The following is a 17,498-nucleotide window of genomic DNA, read 5'->3' as shown; positions in this document are numbered from 1 at the left end:
TTCCCGCGGAACACCTCTACGTGAGGTATCACCTTTGCTGAACTTGCATTACCGCCACCAATTGGCAAGATGGACACCCTGACCCGAGGCGACTCCATCCCCCATGAACGACCCCCTCAACCACGACGAACGCGCATCGCTGATTTCCCCGGAAAGCCACGTCGAGGGGTTTCGCAAGGCACGAGACGCCCGCCGCACCGAACTGATCGAAGACTACGTCGAGCTGATCTCGGATCTGATCACCGACGGCGGTGAAGCGCGCCAGACCGATATCGCCCGCCGCCTGGGCGTCGCCCAGCCCACCGTCGCCAAGATGCTAAAGCGTCTCGATGACGAGGGCCTGATCATCAAGCGCCCCTACCGCGGCATCTTCCTGACCGACAAGGGCAAGGCCCTGGCCGATGCCAGCCGCGAACGACACCAGATCGTCGAAGCCTTCCTGATCAAGCTGGGCATCAATCCCGAAACCGCGCGGGTCGACGCCGAAGGCATCGAGCACCATGTCAGCGCCGAGACCCTGGCCGCCTTCGAACGCTTTCTGAAACGCTGACGCCATCGCCGGAGCCCATCAGGCTCCGTGCCCCCCCTCTGCCAACACTATGCCAGCCCTCAGCCAGCCCCTGGCCACCTCCAGGCTAGTGGGCCTGTCGGTGCGCTCCAACGCGCGAATAGCCTGACTCGATCACCTCGATTAGCGCTCTACGCTTGACGCGAGGGGCCTTAGGCGCCAAAACTTAGCCACGTCTATAAATGATAGCCAAATAGCACTTCGGTGCTGCTTGCGCGTCGTTCTTGCCCCGAGGAGCCCTGTTCATGCGTCGTTCAGCCCCGGCTTCGGCCCTGCTGACCCTGGCCTCGCTGGCCGCTCTGACCACCACCCAGGTTCACGCCCAATCCGACGCCGCGAAGACGCAGGCGCCGCTGGATGTGGTCGTCACCGTCGGCATGCTCGGCGATCTGGTCGAGCAGGTGGGCGGCGACTGCGTCGCGGTCAACACCATGATGGGGCCGGGGATCGATCCCCACCTGTACCAGGCCAGCGCCCGCGACGTGCACGATCTCGATAAGGCCGAGCTGATCCTCTACAGCGGCTTTTCACTGGAGGGCCAGCTCGGCAAGGTGTTCGATCGATTTTCCCGGATCAAGCCCACCGCCGCGGTAAGTGAACAGGCCGTCGGCGACGACCAACTTATCCACACCCAGGACGCCTATGGCGTCGACCCCCACCTGTGGATGGATGCAGGACTCTGGGCCCGGAACGTTCCGGTCATCGCTGAACTGCTGGGAGAGCAGCGTCCGCACTGTGCCGAGGCCATGCAGCAGCGCGCCGAGGCCTACCAGGCGTCACTGGCCGAACTCGATGACTGGATTCAGGCCAGCATCGACAGCATCCCGGCCGAGCAGCGCATCCTGGTGACCGCCCACGACGCCTTCGGCTACTACGGACGCGCCTACAGCATCGAGGTGGCCGGCATCCAGGGGCTATCCACCGCCACCGAGACCGGCGTGGCCGATATTCGCCGCATGGCCGAGCTGGTGGTCGAGCGTGGCGTTCCCGCCATGTTCGTCGAGAGCACCATCAATCCGCGCACCGTCCAGGCGGTGATCGACGCCGCCGCCGATCAGGACCACCGGGTCGAGATCGGCGGTCAGCTCTATTCCGACGCCATGGGCGCCAAGGGCACCCTGGAGGGCACCTACATCGGCATGCTCAAGAGCAACACCGAGCATATCGTCAGCGCCCTGGGCGGTCAGCCCGCTCCCTTGCCTGAGGCCCTCGCGGCGCAGATCGCCTCCGCCAGCCAGGACGCCGACCAGTGAACACCACCACCCCGCAGCGCTTGAACGCCACCGCGAGGTCGACAGGAGCCACACCATGAGCGAGCAGCTCCACGAACCCGACCTGGCCCTCCACGTGGAGGACCTGACGGTCAGCTACCATGGCAAGCCGGTGCTGTGGGACATCGATTTCGACGTACCGCCCGGTGTCATGGCCGCCATCGTCGGCCCCAACGGCGCCGGCAAGAGCACTTTGATCAAGAGCATCCTCGGCCTGGTGCCCAGCGTCGCCGGCCACGTCACCCTGCATGGGCGCCCCTACCGCCAGGCGCGGCGGCGGGTCGGCTACGTGCCCCAGCGCTCCACGGTGGACTGGGACTTTCCCACCACCGCACAGGACGTGGTCGGCATGGGCCTCTACGGCCGGCTGGGCTGGCTCAGGCGGCCCGGCCGCCGCGAGCGACACGAGGCCATGCAGGCGCTGGAGATGGTCGGCATGGACGGCTTTGCCGATCGCCAGATCAGCCAGCTGTCCGGCGGCCAGCAGCAGCGGGTGTTCCTGGCCCGGGCGCTGGTTCAGAAGGCCGACGTCTACTTCCTCGATGAGCCCATGGCCGGTGTCGACGCCACCACCGAACGCGCCATCGTCGACATCCTGCGCAGGCTGCGGGACCAGGGCAAGACGGTGATCGTGGTCCACCACGACCTGCAGACGGTGCGCAGCTACTTCGACTGGATGCTGATGCTCAACGTGCGAGTGATCGCCCAGGGGCCGGTCAACGACGTCTATACCGCCGACAACCTGCGCCGCGCCTACGGCGGCCAGATCGCCCTGCTCGACGATGTCACCGGCGCCATTCCCGCCGAGCGCGAGCTCGCCGGCCAGCGCCCCGAGGCGCGCCCGCAGGAAAGTCGCGAAGAGGTGCCGAGATGAGCCTGAACGCCCTGCTCGGCGACTACACCCTGCAAAACGTGGTGATGGGCGCGGCGATGCTGGGTCTGGTCAGCGGCGTGCTCGGCTGTTTCGCGGTGCTGCGCAAGCAGAGCCTGCTCGGCGATACCCTGTCCCACGCGGCGCTACCCGGTGTCTGCCTGGGCTTCATCATCGCCGGGGGCCGCGAGATGGGCAGCATCCTTGCCGGCGCGCTGTTCACAGGCTCCTTGGCGGCGCTGGTGATGCTGCTGCTGACCCGCATGAGCCGGCTCAAGACCGACGCTGCCCTGGGCATCTCGCTCAGCGTGTTCTTCGCCATAGGGGTGGTGCTGTTGACCTATATCCAGGGCACCGGCAACGCATCCCAGGGGGGGCTCGACGCCTTCCTGTTCGGCCAGGCCGCCGCCACCCTGCGCAGCGACCTGTGGATCATGGCCGGCGTCAGCGGCGTGGCGCTGGTGCTGGTCGGTGGGCTGTGGAAGGAATTCAAGCTGGTGTCCTTCGACGCCGAATTCGCTGCCACCCAGGGCCTGCCGGTCACACTGCTCGAGGCCTTGATGACAGTGATGATCGCCCTGGCCGTGGTGGTCGGCCTGCAGATGGTCGGCGTGGTGCTGATGGCTGCCATGGTCATCGCCCCGGCGGTGGCGGCGCGTCAGTGGGCCAACAAACTGGAGACCATGGTCATGCTGTCGGCGCTGTTCGGTATCGTCGGTGGCGTCACCGGCGCCTTGATCAGTGCCCTCGGTCCGGGGCTCGCCACCGGGCCGCTGATCATCCTGAGCCTGTCCAGCGTGGTGCTGGTATCGCTGCTGTTTGCGCCTCACCGGGGCTTTGTGTGGGAAATCCTCAAGCTTCAGCGTGATCGGCGCCAGCTACGTCACCAGAGGGTGCTCACCACCCTCTACCAGCTCGCCAGCCACCACGCCGATCGCCAGTATCGCTCCGAGAAACGCATGGTGGACGCCTACCTGGGCACCGACAGCCGGCGCGCGCTGGAGCGCTTGACCGCCCGTGGCCTGATCACCCAGCAGACCCCGCCGTCCCACGAACCCGGTGACCACAAGCGCTGGGTACTGACGCCGGAAGGCTGTCGCGAGGCCGAACGCATCCTCGATGACCTGGGCCGGGGAGGCCGCGCATGATGGCATCGCTGTTCAACAATATTCCGCTGATGATCATGCTGGTCGGCGCCCTCGTCGGCATCGCCTCCAGCCTGGTCGGGACCTTTCTGGTACTGCGCGGCACCAGCATGCTGTCCGACGCCATCGGACACTCCATCGTCTTCGGCATCGTGGTGGTGTGGTTGCTGACCCACCAGGCCAGCGGCCCGCTGCAGATCATCGGTGCGGCGCTCACCGGCATCTTCACGGTGTTTCTTACCGAGCTGCTGGTGTCGACCCAGAAGGTCAAGAAGGACGCCGCCATCGGTCTGGTGTTCCCGGTGCTGTTTTCCCTCGGGGTCCTGCTGATCAACCTCTACGCCAGCGACGTGCACATCGATGCCCACACCGTGCTGCTCGGCGAGATCGGCTTCGTGTGGCTCGACACCCTGCCTATCGGCGGTGTCGAGGTGCCCCGGGCGCTGGTCTCCATGGGCGCCATGACGGCGCTGAACCTGGCCTTCGTAGCGGCCTTCTACAAGGAGCTGAAGCTCGCCACCTTCGACAGCGCCCTGGCCAAGGCGCTGGGCTTCGCGCCGACCGCGCTGTTCTATGCGCTGCTGCTGTTGACCAGCGGCACCGCGGTGGCCGCCTTCGACGCTGTGGGCGCGGTGCTGTTCGTGGCCTTTGTCATCGTGCCGCCCTCGGCGGCCTACCTGCTCACCGACCGGCTGTGGAAGATCTTCGTCTACGCCTCGCTGATCGCCGCCGCCTCCAGCGTCTCGGGCTACTATCTGGCGGTGGCCTGGGACGTCTCCATCGGCGGCATGATGGCGGTGATGACCGGCGTCTTCCTCGCCCTGGCCTTCCTCCTCGGCCCGCGCTACGGCGTCTTCGCTCAATGGCTCGAACGTCGCCGCCAGCGCGAGCTGAACGAGAGCCGTACCCTGATGGTGCACCTCTATCACCACGAGGACGGCCCGGAGAAGGCGGTAGAAAACGTCACCATGGCGCTGCGTGATCACCTGATGTGGGACCCCGCCCGTGCCGAGCGGGTGGTGGAGCGCTCGCGCCAGCGCCATCTGGTCGTCCAGGAGGGCGAGCGTCTGCACCTGACCCAGGCCGGACGCAACCTGGCCCGGGAGATACTCGAGCCCGGCGCCAAGGCCGAGACCGGGGCCTGAAGCACCGCGCGGACCCGGATACGCCTCTGGCAGCGACATAAGCCCAGCTAGCGCAACAAAAAGGGCGGCCAATGGCCGCCCTTTTCGTGTTCCAACTACCGGTAGCAAAATCGCTTACTGGGCCTGGCGAGGGTCCGGCCAGGCCAGACCATCCTCAGATCTTGATGTCGTAGTCCACGTACTTGTGCATCAGCTCGTCGTAGGTGCCGTCTTCCTTGATCTCGGCCAGGGCCTGGTTGAACTGCTCGGCGAGCTCCTTGTCGCGGGGACGGAAGGCCACCGCCACACCATGGCCGAAGTACGACTTGGGCTCACGGATCAACTCGGAGCTGACCACCACCTCGCTGTCGGCCTCGTCCACCTGCAGATTGGCCAGCGCCAGCGGGTAGTACATGAAGGCGCTGTCCAGGCGTCCGGTCTTGACGTCCAGCGCCAGGTCCTCGGCGGTGGCGTAGCGACGAACCTCCATGATGTCGCCATAGGTGTCGGTGATGAAGCGATCGCGGATGGTGCCGCGCTGTACACCCACCGTCAGGCCTTCGAGGCTGTCACGATCGTCGGGGTCGATCTGCTGGTCGCGCAGGGTCACCCACACGCTGGGGTTGGAGTAGTAGGGTTCGGAGAACAGCACCTGCTGTCTGCGCTCCTCGGTGATCGCCATCGATGACATGATGGCGTCGTACTTGCGCGCCATCAGCCCCGGGATGATGCCGTCCCAGCTCTGCTCGACCCACTCGCACTGGCGCTGGATGCGCCGGCACACCTCTTCCCCGAGTTCCACCTCGAAACCGGCAAGGGTGCCATCGGGAAGACGATACTCGAAGGGCTCGAACGGGATATCCACCCCCAGCTTGAGTGGCTCATCCGCCTGAACGGTGGTGGAAGCAAGGGCGGAGAGCCCGATCAGGGCGCCAAGCAGCAGGGGGCGGGAAAACGATCGCATCCGTGAGATTCCTTTTTTGCGTTATGGTTATTGATCTATGCCTTTTGGGCCTGATGAGTCTGCCACTCTCCGCCTGCGCCGCCAAGCCACTTGCAGGACAATGACAGACACCGCCCCACCACGACCAAGGAATTCCGATGCTCAACGGCCGTGCCCTGGCCTATCTGTGTGAAGTGCAGCGCCGTGGCTCGCTGCGCGCCGCCGCCGTCCACCTCAATGTGGACGTTTCGGCCATCAGCCGATTGATCCGGCGCCAGGAAGAAGAGCTGGCGACGCCCCTGCTGACCCGCCACCCCGACGGCGTCTCGCTGACCGAAGCCGGGCGCCTGCTGGTCGACCACCATCGCGCCCAGTGCGACGCCGAAAGCGCCACCCTGTCGCGGCTCAACGCCCTGCAGAGCCTGAACAGCGGGGAGGTCCGTCTGGCGGTGGGCGAAGGCTTCATCGCCGATCTGATCAACGCCCCGCTGCAGACCTTCATGACCGCCCACCCGGGCATCGACATCGTGGTGGTGATGGCCGGCGTCAACGAGGCCATGGCCCTGATCCGCGATCGCGAGGTGGACCTGGCGCTGCTTTATGCCCCACCGGTGGACCCGACGCTGCACTGCCATGTCGAGCGCCGCCACCCGCTGGACCTGATCGTACCCGCCGACCACCCGCTGACGCGGCGCCAGACGCCGCTGACCCTCTACGAGATCAGCGACTGGCCGCTGGCGCTGATGGACAACCCCTTCGGCATGCGCCAGATGGTCGATCAGGTGGCCCACCAGGAGCGCCTGCATCTGACCTCACGGCTGCACACCAATTCGGTGGCGGTGCTGAAGAACTTCGTGCGCTCCGGGATCGGTGTCACCTTCATGCCGGAACTGACCGTTGCCGACGATATCGAGCAGGGGCTGATCCGGGTGTTGCCGCTGGCCCATCCGGTGCTCAATGGTGCCCGCGCCCAGATCGTCAGCCGCCAGGATCGACCGCTCTCGGTGGCCGCCGAGGCGTGCCTGTCCCATCTCAGACGAGGCATGCGCTTCTTTCAGGATGACGCCCCTCGCGTCAAGGCAGCTTGCCGCTACTGAGGCGTTGCCTGAAGATCAACGCCATAGGGTTTGATTAGTCAACGCGACAACGCCTAGTCTCGATATCGACTTGCAACGATGCCGTTTTACAACAACACGACAACACCGGAGAGTCCCATGAGCCTGTTTCGTCCCCTTCCCCTGGTCGCCGCCCTGTCCACCGCTGCGGCGCTGAGCCTGTCGGCCGCTTCGGCGCTGGCCGCCACCACCGTCAACCTGAGCTACAACGGCGCCCCGGATCCGGACAAGAACGCCGTCCACGTCTTCGCCACCAACCTCAAGGAACTGGTGGAAGAAAAGACCGGCGGTGAGCTCGAGCTCAAGCTCTACCCCAACAGCATGCTGGGTGAAGAGCAGGAGCGCATGGAGCAGACCATGGCCTCGCCGAGCCTGAACATCGCCTCCTTCGCCGGCATGTCGCCGATCGTTCCCGAGGTATTCGTCAGCGCCATCCCCTTCCTGTTCAAGGATTTCGATGACGCCCGCACCTTCTTCGACGAAGGCGCCTACTGGCAGGCGGTGAAGGACGATCTCGAGGGCCGCGCCGGACTTGAGCTGCTGGCGGTGGTCGAGGAAGGCGGCTTCCTGGCCTTCACCAACGACAAGACACCGATCGCCGAGCCGGCCGACTTCGAGGGCCTGCGCTTCCGCGCCATGGACCCGAGTCAGGTGGCCCTGTACGAAGCCTTTGGCGCCTCCGGCACCCCGATCCCCTGGACCGAGGTCTACATGGCGCTGAAGACCGGCGTCGCCGACGGCCAGATGAACCCGCCGATGTACATCATCCTGGGCAGCCTGTACGAGGTGCAGGACTACCTGACGCTGGCCAACATCCAGTACTCCGACCAGTTCCTGGTGGGCAACGCCAGCATGATCAACGGCTGGGATGAAGAGACCCAGGCGGCCTTCCGCGAGGCGGTGGCCGAGGCCAACCAGCTGGCTCGTGAGCACAACCAGGCCAAGGTCGACGAGCGCATCACCTACCTCGAGGAGCAGGGCATGGAGGTCATCCGTCCCAGCGCCGACCAGCTCGAGGCCTTCCGCCAGCAGGGCCAGCCGGCCTATCTGGAGTGGCTCAAGGATCAGAACATCGAGCAGCGCTACATCGACATGGCCCTGGATGACGCTGGCGTCGAGCTCAGCAGCGAATAACCGCTAGACCGTGCTCAGGCCCTGGCGGGCCTGAGCCAGACAGCCCAAGCAAGCGCCTGGTGGCCATACCCGTCGACCAGGCGCTGCCCAGAGCGCGGCTGCCTTGAGCCCCTCTAAACTGGGACTTTTCACTAAAGCCCGGTCGCTGGAAAGCCTCAATCTCCGGATAATCCTCGATTGGATGCTGCCCGAGGGCGCTCCGCCGATCTTCACCCCTGCCGTGGAAGCCTTTGCCCATGTCCTGGTCACTTGCCCACTCTCCGCCGCTGATGGCCCTGCGGCGACTATCGCTATGGGTCGCCAGCGCCCTGCTGGTGATCGACTTGCTCGCCATGCTCTACGGCGTGCTCGCGCGCTACCTGGCCGGCGGCGCGCCGATCTGGACCGATGAGCTGGCCCGCTACCTGATCATCGGCGCGGTGATGCTGGCGCTTGGCAGCGTCTGGATCGAGGGCGGCCATATGCGTGTCGCCCTGATCGAGCGGCTGATTCCGCGCCTGGCCAGCAGGCTGCTGTCCTGGTACCAGTGGCTGTTGACCCTGGTGCTGGCCATCGGCGGTGCCTGGTTCAGCTTCCAGTACGCCCAGTCGGTGGCCATCTTCCAGAGCCAGGGGCTTGGCATCAGCCGCGCGGTACCGGTGATGTCCGTGCCTATCGGGTTCGCCCTGCTGGCGCTGATGGCGCTGTGCCACGGGCCTCACCCGCTGCCCACCCTGGACACCGAGGAGCCGCACTCATGACCCTCGCCATGCTGGCGGTGTTTATCATCCATGTGCTGCTCGGCCTGCCACTGTTCATCTCGCTGCTGGCCACCGCGGTGGTCGGTTTTGCCTTCGTCGACCTGTCGATGATCCCGCGCATGATGCCCCAGCAGTTCTTCGGCGGCATCGACGCCTTCTCGCTGATGGCCATCCCGCTGTTCATCCTCGCCGGCAACCTGATGAACGCCTCGAAACTGACCGACCGGCTGATGGCCCTGGCGCGCCTGCTGGTGGGCCACCTGCGTGGCGGCATGGGCCACGTCAATGTGGTCTCCAGCGTGTTCTTCGCTGGCGTCAACGGCTCGGCGGTGGCCGACACCTCGGCGCTGGGCTCGCTGCTGGTACCGGCCATGCGCAAGGAAGGCTACTCCACCGCCTTTGCCGCCGGCCTCACCGCCGGCAGCTCGCTGATCGGGCCGATCATCCCTCCCAGCATCTTCATGATTCTGTACGCCTCTCTGACCAATACCTCGGTGGGTGACCTGTTTCTGGCAGGCGTCATCCCCGGGCTGCTGCTGGGCGCCGCCTTCATGGGCATGAACGCCGTCTACGCCAGGCGCAAGGGCCTGCCCAGGGGCGATGGCTGGCCCGGGGCGCGCCAGCTGGGCATCGCCGCCCTGGGGGCGCTGCCCGCGCTGATGGCGCCCTTCCTGATCGTCGCCGGCATCGTCATGGGCCTGGTCACGCCGACCGAGTCGGGCGCGCTGACCGTCGCCTATGTGGCGCTCTACGGCGTGCTTGCCGGCAACCTGAGCCTGGCCGGGCTGTGGCGGGCCTGCGTGGACACCACCCGCCTGACGGCGGCGATCTTCGTGATCATGGCCGCTTCCAGCACGGTGAGCTGGCTGTTGTCCTACGCCCAGGTACCCAACCAGTTCGTCGAACTGCTGACCCCCTACGTCGACAACCCGGTGGTCATCCTGCTGCTGCTGAGCCTGATCACCTTCATCACCGGCATGTTCATGGAGGAAGTCTCGGCACTGATGCTGCTGACGCCGATCTTTGCCCCGGTGGCAATGATGGCGGGTATCGACCCGGTCCATCTGGGCATCATCATCACCCTCAATATCACCATCGCGCTGATCACGCCGCCCATGGGTGCCTGCGTCTTTGTCGCCGCCGCCGTCAGCCGGCTGGAGATCACCGCGCTGTTTCGCACCATCTGGCCCTTCGTGGTCATCGCCCTGCTGGTCCTGGTGGCACTGATCCTGGTGCCGTCACTGACCCTGTGGCTCCCGACCACCCTGGGATGAGGCAACCATGACCCAAGATCGCTCTTCTCGTGATGCCTGCCGCGATCCGCGCCACACACCGATCCCCCTCGCGTCGGAACCGGCCTGGTCGCAGCTACGCCAGATTGCCATCCAGGGGCTCGACGAGCCGCTGGTGCCGATGAGCCTGGCACCGGCGCCGGTAAAGGTATTTCCGGCCTACGCCCGCCTCGGCATCCCCGGGGCGATCAACGAGTGCTATGTGCGCGAAGGCGTCTACCGCCGGGTGCTCGCCGCGGCACGCTCGCTGCCCCAGGGCGTTGGTTTGATCGTGCTCGACGGCTGGCGCCCCTGGCGGGTCCAGCAGTACCTGTTCGAGACCTTGATGGAAGCGATTCGCGGTAATCACCCCGATATCGCCGAAGATGAACTGCTCGAGCGCACCCGGGAGTTCGTCGCAGAGCCGAGCACCAGCCCGACCGGCCCCAGTCCGCACTTGAGCGGTGGCGCGGTCGACGTGACCTTGTGCGATGAAGACGGCCTGCCGCTGCCCATGGGTACGCTGTTCGACGAGGCGATACCGGCCTCCCACACGGCCTTCTACGAAGCCAAGGAGGCCCCCAGCGCGACCGAACGTGAGGTCCGCGACAATCGCCGCCTGCTCTACCACACCATGGCCGCCCAGGGCTTCACCAACCTGCCCAGCGAATGGTGGCACTTCGACTTCGGTGACCAGCTATGGGCGCACTACGGCGGCCACCCCCAGGCGCTATACGGCCCGGCGGAACTCGACACCATCGAGAATCGCTGGCGGCGCCAGCTCTAGGGAAATGACTCAGCGCAGCGCCACAGCCTCGAGGGGGCCAGCGAACCACTGCTGGCGCAGGCCACGCTGCTGATCGAGGATCAGCGCGAGGTAGTCGCGCAAGGGGTGGGCGGCGGGCAGACGCGCGCAGTGGCGTTCGAGTGCTTTCTTGTACGGTAGCTGCTCCGCGCGTTGGTGCTGTGAGTCGGCCTCGTGCGCTAGCCAGGAAAGGCGTGGCAGCAACATCCCGTCAGCGCCGCTGGAAAGCGCTTCGCGAACACCGGCAGCGTCGAAGTCGCCCAGATACAGGTGCGGTCGCTGGTCGCGAAAGCGCCGCCCCCAGGCCACCACCAAGTCATCGAAGCCCTTGCGATAGATTTTATCACCGCGATAGACCACCAGCGGATTGGCGAAACCACCCAGCTCCGCCTGCGTCACTTTCAACTCATGGACGCTATCCAGATTCTCCACCTGTACCAGGGCGTCGAAGGCGGCAAGCTCAAGCGTTCGCCCATCTACCTCAAGGGTCTCTCTCACAACTGCCGGAAACCCGGGGCGATGCTGGGTGCTTGGTGCGCTCACCAGCACCCGATAGCGTCGGGGTGGCTCGCGCACGTTCTTGTCTTCCCAGATCCCGAGCTTCGCCTGTTCGACCGTGGACAAGCCACTCAGCGACTGCCCCAACCCCGGCTGCTTGAGGCTGTCGAGCATGGCATCAATGTCGGCCAACAGACGCCGGTCAAAGCGCAGCGTCTTCCCCCAGCGATAGCCATCCAGCCAAATATCGTGGGCGTCGCACCAGGCCTCGATATTGGCAATAGCTGCAGTCTCGCGCTTGCGCTCGGTGCGGGGGGAGATATCCAGTTCTCCCTGAATGTTCTTCAGGACATTGCGCGCACGGTTACTCAGTTCGATCACGTATCACCTCTGCCTAGACCACCAGCGCCAGGCTGACGTCGTGGATCAACTGGACGTCGTTGAAGGGCCCGGCCGGGCTCTCGTCGGGGATCAGCCGAAAGGCGCGCTGCTCCTCACGGGGCAGGCCCTGGTACTCGGCGATGACCTGAAACAGCCAGATCTCCGGGTCCCACTCGAGCTCGCTCTCGCTCAGATACGCCAGGGCGCTGGTGCCCGACGAGGCGCCAGCGGCGGGCGCCTGCTGATCGACCACGTCCAGGTAGAAGCGCTCGACGTCCTGCTTGAGCGCCTGCTGGCGGGCCTCGACCATGCTCTGCGCCTCGACCATGGCAGGGCCTGCCACCTCAGCCTGCTCCGGCCGGTGGACCGCCACCGGCAACTGGTGCAGCAGCCCCGTGAGCACCTCGGCGTCGCGATGGTGATCCAGCGCCGGGGCGGCGGCGGCGTGCAGCGGGCTTGCGTGGTTGAACAGCTCCGGCACCTCGCTGCGGCGGGTGTAGTTGCCCGGCACAAAGCCCGGATGCTCACGCAGGAAGGCGGCCATGCCAGCCACCAGCCGGCTCTGCTTCTGCTGCTGACGAAAGCGCGCCATCAGCTCGATCAGTCTTCCCTGGACCTCGCGCAGGTTGGTGTAGTGCTGGCTCAACTGCTGCTGCAGCTGGCTGATCAGCAGCTTGCGCAGGGAGCCGTCGCTGCCGACCAGATCGATCAGCTCGTCGAAGTCGATCAGCGCCATGCCGTCGAGCAGGCGCACGATCTGCTTCTGGGCGCGGTCGTTCTCGCGGATCTTATCGTTGAGTCGGCTGACGAAGCCGAAGTCACTGTTGAGCCGCTGCCACAGGCTGTCGATGGCGTCGGCGAAGCGGCCGTTGAGGTCGTCCACCTCCTGGCGCAGACGCAGCATCAGCGGCCCCTGCTGCCAGTGCTCGCCCAGGCTGACCGCCTCGCGGTAGCTCTGCACCAGGTTGCGGATCTGCTCCAGGGTCTCGCCGACGTCGGCGTTGACGTGGCGGCGGGTCTCGTCGGCCAGCATCTCGGCGATCAGCTCGCGCACCTTGGGGGTCAGCTTGACCGCGCCGTGCTCGTCGGGCCGCCACACAATCCGCGCCGCCAACAGCTTGCGCAGAGCGCCTTCGGTGAGGGTCTCCAGCGGCACCTCGTCGCGGGTATAGCCCTGCATCAGCACGTCGGCGTAGCGCCCCAGCAGCGACAGCCGCTCGGTGCCGGTGGCAACCAGCCGGCTCTCGAGCGAGTGTTCCTCGCTCATAGCAGCGTCTCTTGGCGGGCCGGCGCCTCGTCATCCACCGGCAGGTTCTCTTCATCGCGGATAAAGCGCACCAGCTCCACCAGATAGTCGATCTTGGCGGTCACCAGAAAGACCTGGCGGTCGGCGTGGGGCTGCAGCAGGTAGCCGTGCTCCTTCAGACGCTTGAACACCTGCTTCATCTGGGCGTCGAGCTGCTCGCTCTGGGAGCCGAAGAAGGGATCGGTGGCCAGCCGCTCCAGGCGCTCGCGCAGGCTCTGGTTGTCCTCGCACTTGGCGCTGAACTCGGCGGGCTTGAGCACGTCGCCGGGGGCCGCCAGGGAGTCCTGGCCCAGCGCCTCCTGCACCAGCTGCAGCCATTCGAGCAGCGGCAGCAGGCTGTTGACGGTCTCGCCGAGCTGGCGCGACAGCTGCTCGCGGGCGTCTTCGTTGAGCTGACGCCAGGCCAGAAAGTGGACGCTGCGATCCTCGTTGGTGGCCAGGCGGCGGTTGAGCGGGCGCAGGTAGATGTCGATCTGCTCGCGCACCTCCTCGTCCTGGAGCTTGCGAAAGGCGCTCTCGTCGCTGACGGCGCAGATGAACTCGCCGGCCAGCAGCCGTTCGAGCAGGGGACCATGTTCGATCATTGGGTGACCTCCTCGGCGCTGCGCTGCTTGAGACGCTGAGCCAGCTTGCTCAACCGCGGTTCGATGCGCTTGAGCCGGCGCCGGCCCGGCTGGGCGGCGTCACGGTCGATCAGGTAGCGGTTGTGGAACAGCAGCAGCACGTCGGACTCCGGGTTGGGGAAGGCGCCGACGATGTGGATATGGTTGCTGTCGCAGGCCTCGAACAGCTTCTCGACGTTGTGATAGGCCAGGGTGCCGATCTCGTCGATGGGCCAGTGCACGCTGATCTCGGCCTGGCCGCGCAGCAATCGGGTAAAGGCCAGCAGGAACTTGCACAGGATCAGGTAGGCCATGCCATGGCTCGAGGATTCGAGCAGTTGGCGATCGTTCTTGATCACCAGGTCGGTGCCGCCCTCGTTAAGGTGCAATTCCAGGCGCAGCAGGCTCTCGAAGCTGTACTGCTGGTCGCTGCGCAGCAGGTCGACCACGTCGGCCAGGGCATTGAGGTAGTCGTCCCCCGGCAGTCCGCCGGTCTCCTGCCAGTCGCGATAGTCCTGGGCGAAGCGCTTGAGCGGCTCCCAGAAGCCCAGCTCGTCGATGGTCGACTGAATGCGCACTTCGGCCTTGGTGATGCCCTCCAGGCGCAGGTCGTCGGCGACCTCTTCGGACAGCCGCCGACTCTGGGCACTGATGCGCCGGTTGAGGTCACGAAAGACGGTAAAGAACTTGTCCAGATCGGCGCCGAGATTGCGCCCCTGCTGGACCAGCTGCTGCTGCTGGTCCTCGAGCAGCTTGAGCATCCCGCGCAGCAGCGGCAGCAGCCGGCGCGGGCTGGGCTCGGCACCGTCGGCGGCGTCATCCTCGCGCAGCTTGGCGCGCTCGGCGCTCATGGTATCGACAAAGCCGGTGCTGGCGCCCTTGATCAGCTCGCTTTCGACCTGCTCGCAGCCCTTGCGCAGGGCGTCCATCTCGCGCCCACGCTCCGACAGCGCCTGGCGGGTGCGCTCGATGCGCTCGTGGACGTCGCCGGGGGCATCGTGCCGGGGCGCTGGAGAGGGGTCCAGCGGCAGTTGCTCGACCTGCACCAGCAGTGGCTTCAAGGCGTCGATCACCTCGGCCTCGGCGCTGCGTTGGGCCTTCAGTTCGCCCAGCGCCTGCTGGTGGGCGGCGCGGTCGGACTGGAATTCGGCCTTGCGCTGCTCTCGTTCGCGCTCGGCACCCTCCTTGTCGCGTACCAGCCGGGTTTCCTTGTCGACCAGCTCGGGCTTGCGCTGGCCCCAGTCCAGGCGCATGAAGCGGCGATAGTCTTCCAGCTGCTCCTGGCGCGAAGCGGTCAGCCGGATACGCTCGTCCAGCGAGGCCAGTCGCGCCTTGGTGTCCTTCAGCGAGGCCAGGTCCACGCCCTGCTCCTGCAGTTCACGGTCGAAGGCCGCCTCTAGCTCCTTGCGCTGGCGCTGATGCTCGCTCTTCTGGTCGCTCTGGTACTGCTTCAACTGGCGGATCTGGTCATCGACGCCGTCGAGGCGGCTCTGGCCGTCGGCCTTCACCTCCAGCATCTGCGCCTGGTGGGTCTTGGCCAGGGTATCCAGGGCGGCGCGCTTCTCCTCCTTCAGCCCATCGTGGCTGGCGCGCTGGGCGGCCAGCGCCTCCTCCAGGCCCTGACGCCGCGCCTTCTGCTGGCGGGCGTGACGCTCCTGCAGCTGGCTGCGCGCGTCGCGGGCGTAGTCGACCTCGGACTCGGCGCGCTTGAGCTCCATGCGCGCACGGCGCACCGCTTCCTCGGCGGACTGCACCCGCTCGTTGGCCGCCTTCATCTGGCGCTCGGCGGCCTGCACCGCGCTCTCGGCACGCACCTGGGCGGCCTCGGCCTGCTCGATGGCGGCCAGCAGGCTGGCCTCCTCCTGGGCGTACTCGGGCACCTCGACCGCGGCCAGATCCAGGCCCACCCCGAACAGCTCATCGTGGTCCTGCTCGCCGACACGGGGCGACAGGTCGCGGCGCTCCAGCAGCTCCGGCGCGATCACCTTGCCCAGACGCTGCTCCCAGCCGGGACGATGGAAGCGCAGGAAATGACGCAGTGTGCCCTGGGCCGGATCACGTTGCTGGTGCAGGCCATAGGTGTGAGCTTCGGCCCTGGCGAGCTGATGACGGGCCTCGTCGAGTTCCTTTTCGGCCTGATCACGGGCGCGCTTGAGGGTGTCGAGCTCCTCGCGCAGCGCCCCCAGCGTCTCGCTCGCCGCCTCGCGGTCGGTCTGGGCCTGGTCGAGGCGAGCCTGGGCCAGCTCCGCCTCCTGGATTTCCTCGGCGCTGGCAGCGCTGGCGGCCAACTGGGCCTTGAGCTCGGCCAGCCGCTCGACGCCGCTTTCCAGGCGCTCACGGTAGCTCTCGTCGAGCTCCTGGCGCTGCTGCTGGTAGCGCTGTTCGAGCTCGCTTTCCTGACGCCACTGCTGGTCACGCAGCTCTTCGCGGGTCTCGCCCAGCTCGTCGATGCGCGCCTGGGTCTCCTCGGTCTGGCGGGCCAGCTCATCGCCCAACTCACGCAGGCGTCCTTCAAGGCGTGACTGGCTTTCCTGGAAGGCGTTCTGCATCACCGCCAGGTGCTCGCGCAGCTGCTGGCTCTGGTCGCGCCACTGGGGCAGCGCCTGGACGTCACGCTCCAGCGCCGGCATGTCGGCCTCCTCGTAGGCCTCGAAGGTCGCCTGCAGGTCAGAAAGCTCGCGCTGGGTCTGCTCCAGCTCGCTGGTCATCTCGCTCAAGCGGTCGTTGAGGGCATCGCGGGCCTGTTCGTAGGCGGCTTCACGCTCCTGGAACTCGCGCTGGCGGTTGCCGATCTCGGCCTCGGCGTCGGCCAGGGTGCGCTCGGCGCGGTGGCGGTCGGCCTCGAGCTGGGGCTTCAACTGCCACAGGGTCGTCTCGCGCTCGGCGATCTCCTGATCGAGCTCATCGAGCTTGCCAAGCGATCGCTCCAGCGGTTCCAGTCGCTTGGACTGGCGCATCTGGGCGATCCACTCCCGCGCCTTGGTATTGCGGATGCGGGTCACCGGCAGTTCGACGCCGTCCTCCTCGAAGATCGCCGCCAGCATGGTCTTGAGGGTATCCATCTTGCCCTCCTTGGCGTGCACCGCGCTGATCAGCTTCTCCATATGACGGATGCGATGCTCCGGCTTGACCAGGCTGAACTGGGCAGCCATCTGGCGAAGGCGCAGGCTTTCCTTGCGGTTGCCCTGCTGGTGGGTGAAGTCGTTCTGGATCACCGAACGAAACTCCGAGGTAGCGCCGAGCTTGGGCGACACCGGAATTCCCTCACGACGCAGCTGGCTGGCCCAGTCGCTGTAGTCCAGCGCCGCCACCCCGGCCTCGCTCTCCACCAGATAGTGCCCGGGCTGGTAGGGCGCACCGACAAAGCGATACTCGACGCCACCGTCGCTCTTGCGGGTCAGCACCGCCTGGCAGACGTTGCCCGCCTCGCGGCGGTACTCGTAGATCAGGTAGCTGTTGCGGTTGGGCAGATAAAAAGCGTCGAACTTCTTGCGGGTCTTGGGCACCACCTTGTTGGGCAGCTCACCGTAGAACACCGGGACCAGCCGCTGCAGCGTGGTCTTGCCCGAGGCGTTGGTGCCGCAGATGTTGGTATGGCCGTCGACGTCCAGCTCGACCACCCCCTCGAGGTGGCCGTGGATCATCACGATGCGCAACAGGTGAGCCATTGGGATTCCTTGATCGCTTGCCCGGTAGGAGGGCTATTCTGCCAGAGACGAAGCGC

At 66.2% G+C, this 17,498-nt stretch carries 15 protein-coding genes; 10 read left to right on the top strand and 5 right to left on the bottom strand.

Annotated elements, in window-relative coordinates:
- The first annotated feature begins 103 nt into the window (after positions 1–103).
- From mntR to RBB39_RS01580, 5 genes are all read left to right on the top strand, one after another.
- The gene (gene mntR / locus RBB39_RS01600) at positions 104–550 is read left to right on the top strand and encodes a manganese-binding transcriptional regulator MntR (protein WP_045993173.1); all 447 of its coding nucleotides are present in this window, start codon (positions 104–106) and stop codon (positions 548–550) included.
- A gap of 263 nt (positions 551–813) precedes the next feature.
- The gene (locus tag RBB39_RS01595; protein WP_052704379.1) at positions 814–1,821 is read left to right on the top strand and encodes a metal ABC transporter solute-binding protein, Zn/Mn family; all 1,008 of its coding nucleotides are present in this window, start codon (positions 814–816) and stop codon (positions 1,819–1,821) included.
- A gap of 55 nt (positions 1,822–1,876) precedes the next feature.
- Complete coding sequence (locus RBB39_RS01590; RefSeq protein ID WP_045993172.1) at positions 1,877–2,713, top strand: metal ABC transporter ATP-binding protein; 837 nt, start codon at positions 1,877–1,879, stop codon at positions 2,711–2,713.
- Positions 2,710–3,858 carry a metal ABC transporter permease gene (locus RBB39_RS01585; RefSeq protein ID WP_045993171.1) on the top strand — a complete coding sequence of 383 codons (1,149 nt, stop codon included), beginning with the start codon at positions 2,710–2,712 and terminating at the stop codon, positions 3,856–3,858. Before RBB39_RS01590 ends, RBB39_RS01585 begins: the two co-directional genes overlap by 4 nt.
- On the top strand, positions 3,855–5,000 hold the full coding sequence (locus tag RBB39_RS01580; protein ID WP_045993170.1) for a metal ABC transporter permease: 1,146 nt from the start codon (positions 3,855–3,857) through the stop codon (positions 4,998–5,000). Before RBB39_RS01585 ends, RBB39_RS01580 begins: the two co-directional genes overlap by 4 nt.
- Positions 5,001–5,154: 154 nt before the next feature.
- Here RBB39_RS01580 and RBB39_RS01575 read toward each other — a convergent pair whose 3' ends face one another.
- The gene (locus RBB39_RS01575) at positions 5,155–5,943 is read right to left on the bottom strand and encodes a transporter substrate-binding domain-containing protein (RefSeq protein ID WP_045993169.1); all 789 of its coding nucleotides are present in this window, start codon (positions 5,941–5,943) and stop codon (positions 5,155–5,157) included.
- Between the two features lie 137 nt (positions 5,944–6,080).
- Between RBB39_RS01575 and RBB39_RS01570 the strand changes: the two genes are divergently transcribed.
- From RBB39_RS01570 to RBB39_RS01550, 5 genes are all read left to right on the top strand, one after another.
- Entirely contained in the window at positions 6,081–7,019 is a 939-nt protein-coding gene (locus RBB39_RS01570; RefSeq protein WP_045993168.1) for a LysR family transcriptional regulator, read from the top strand.
- A gap of 117 nt (positions 7,020–7,136) precedes the next feature.
- Complete coding sequence (dctP, locus tag RBB39_RS01565; RefSeq protein WP_045993167.1) at positions 7,137–8,171, top strand: TRAP transporter substrate-binding protein DctP; 1,035 nt, start codon at positions 7,137–7,139, stop codon at positions 8,169–8,171.
- Between the two features lie 236 nt (positions 8,172–8,407).
- Positions 8,408–8,911, top strand: coding sequence for a TRAP transporter small permease (locus tag RBB39_RS01560; protein ID WP_045993166.1), 504 nt, complete (start codon positions 8,408–8,410; stop codon positions 8,909–8,911).
- Positions 8,908–10,185, top strand: coding sequence for a TRAP transporter large permease (locus RBB39_RS01555; RefSeq protein ID WP_045993165.1), 1,278 nt, complete (start codon positions 8,908–8,910; stop codon positions 10,183–10,185). Before RBB39_RS01560 ends, RBB39_RS01555 begins: the two co-directional genes overlap by 4 nt.
- Before the next feature lie 7 nt (positions 10,186–10,192).
- Entirely contained in the window at positions 10,193–10,969 is a 777-nt protein-coding gene (locus RBB39_RS01550; protein ID WP_204248955.1) for a M15 family metallopeptidase, read from the top strand.
- 9 nt (positions 10,970–10,978) lie between these two features.
- On the opposite strand, the gene RBB39_RS01545 is transcribed toward RBB39_RS01550, so the two are convergent.
- The 4 genes from RBB39_RS01545 to RBB39_RS01530 are packed head-to-tail and all read right to left on the bottom strand — an operon-like array spanning position 10,979 to position 17,442.
- The gene (locus RBB39_RS01545; RefSeq protein WP_306168675.1) at positions 10,979–11,866 is read right to left on the bottom strand and encodes a hypothetical protein; all 888 of its coding nucleotides are present in this window, start codon (positions 11,864–11,866) and stop codon (positions 10,979–10,981) included.
- Between the two features lie 13 nt (positions 11,867–11,879).
- On the bottom strand, positions 11,880–13,133 hold the full coding sequence (locus RBB39_RS01540) for a hypothetical protein (protein ID WP_045993164.1): 1,254 nt from the start codon (positions 13,131–13,133) through the stop codon (positions 11,880–11,882).
- Positions 13,130–13,756: a hypothetical protein gene (locus RBB39_RS01535; protein WP_045993163.1), complete on the bottom strand. Its 627-nt coding sequence runs from the start codon at positions 13,754–13,756 to the stop codon at positions 13,130–13,132. Before RBB39_RS01535 ends, RBB39_RS01540 begins: the two co-directional genes overlap by 4 nt.
- Positions 13,753–17,442, bottom strand: coding sequence for an ATP-binding protein (locus RBB39_RS01530; RefSeq protein ID WP_045993162.1), 3,690 nt, complete (start codon positions 17,440–17,442; stop codon positions 13,753–13,755). The genes RBB39_RS01535 and RBB39_RS01530 overlap by 4 nt, the downstream gene beginning before the upstream one ends.
- Positions 17,443–17,498 lie beyond the last annotated feature (56 nt).

The organism is Halomonas sp. MMSF_3323 (genome assembly GCF_030733595.1).
GTDB classification, from domain to species: Bacteria; Pseudomonadota; Gammaproteobacteria; order Pseudomonadales; family Halomonadaceae; genus Halomonas; species Halomonas litopenaei.
The sequence above is the reverse complement of the archived record's forward strand: the minus strand, read 5'-3'. Positions and strand labels throughout refer to the sequence as shown.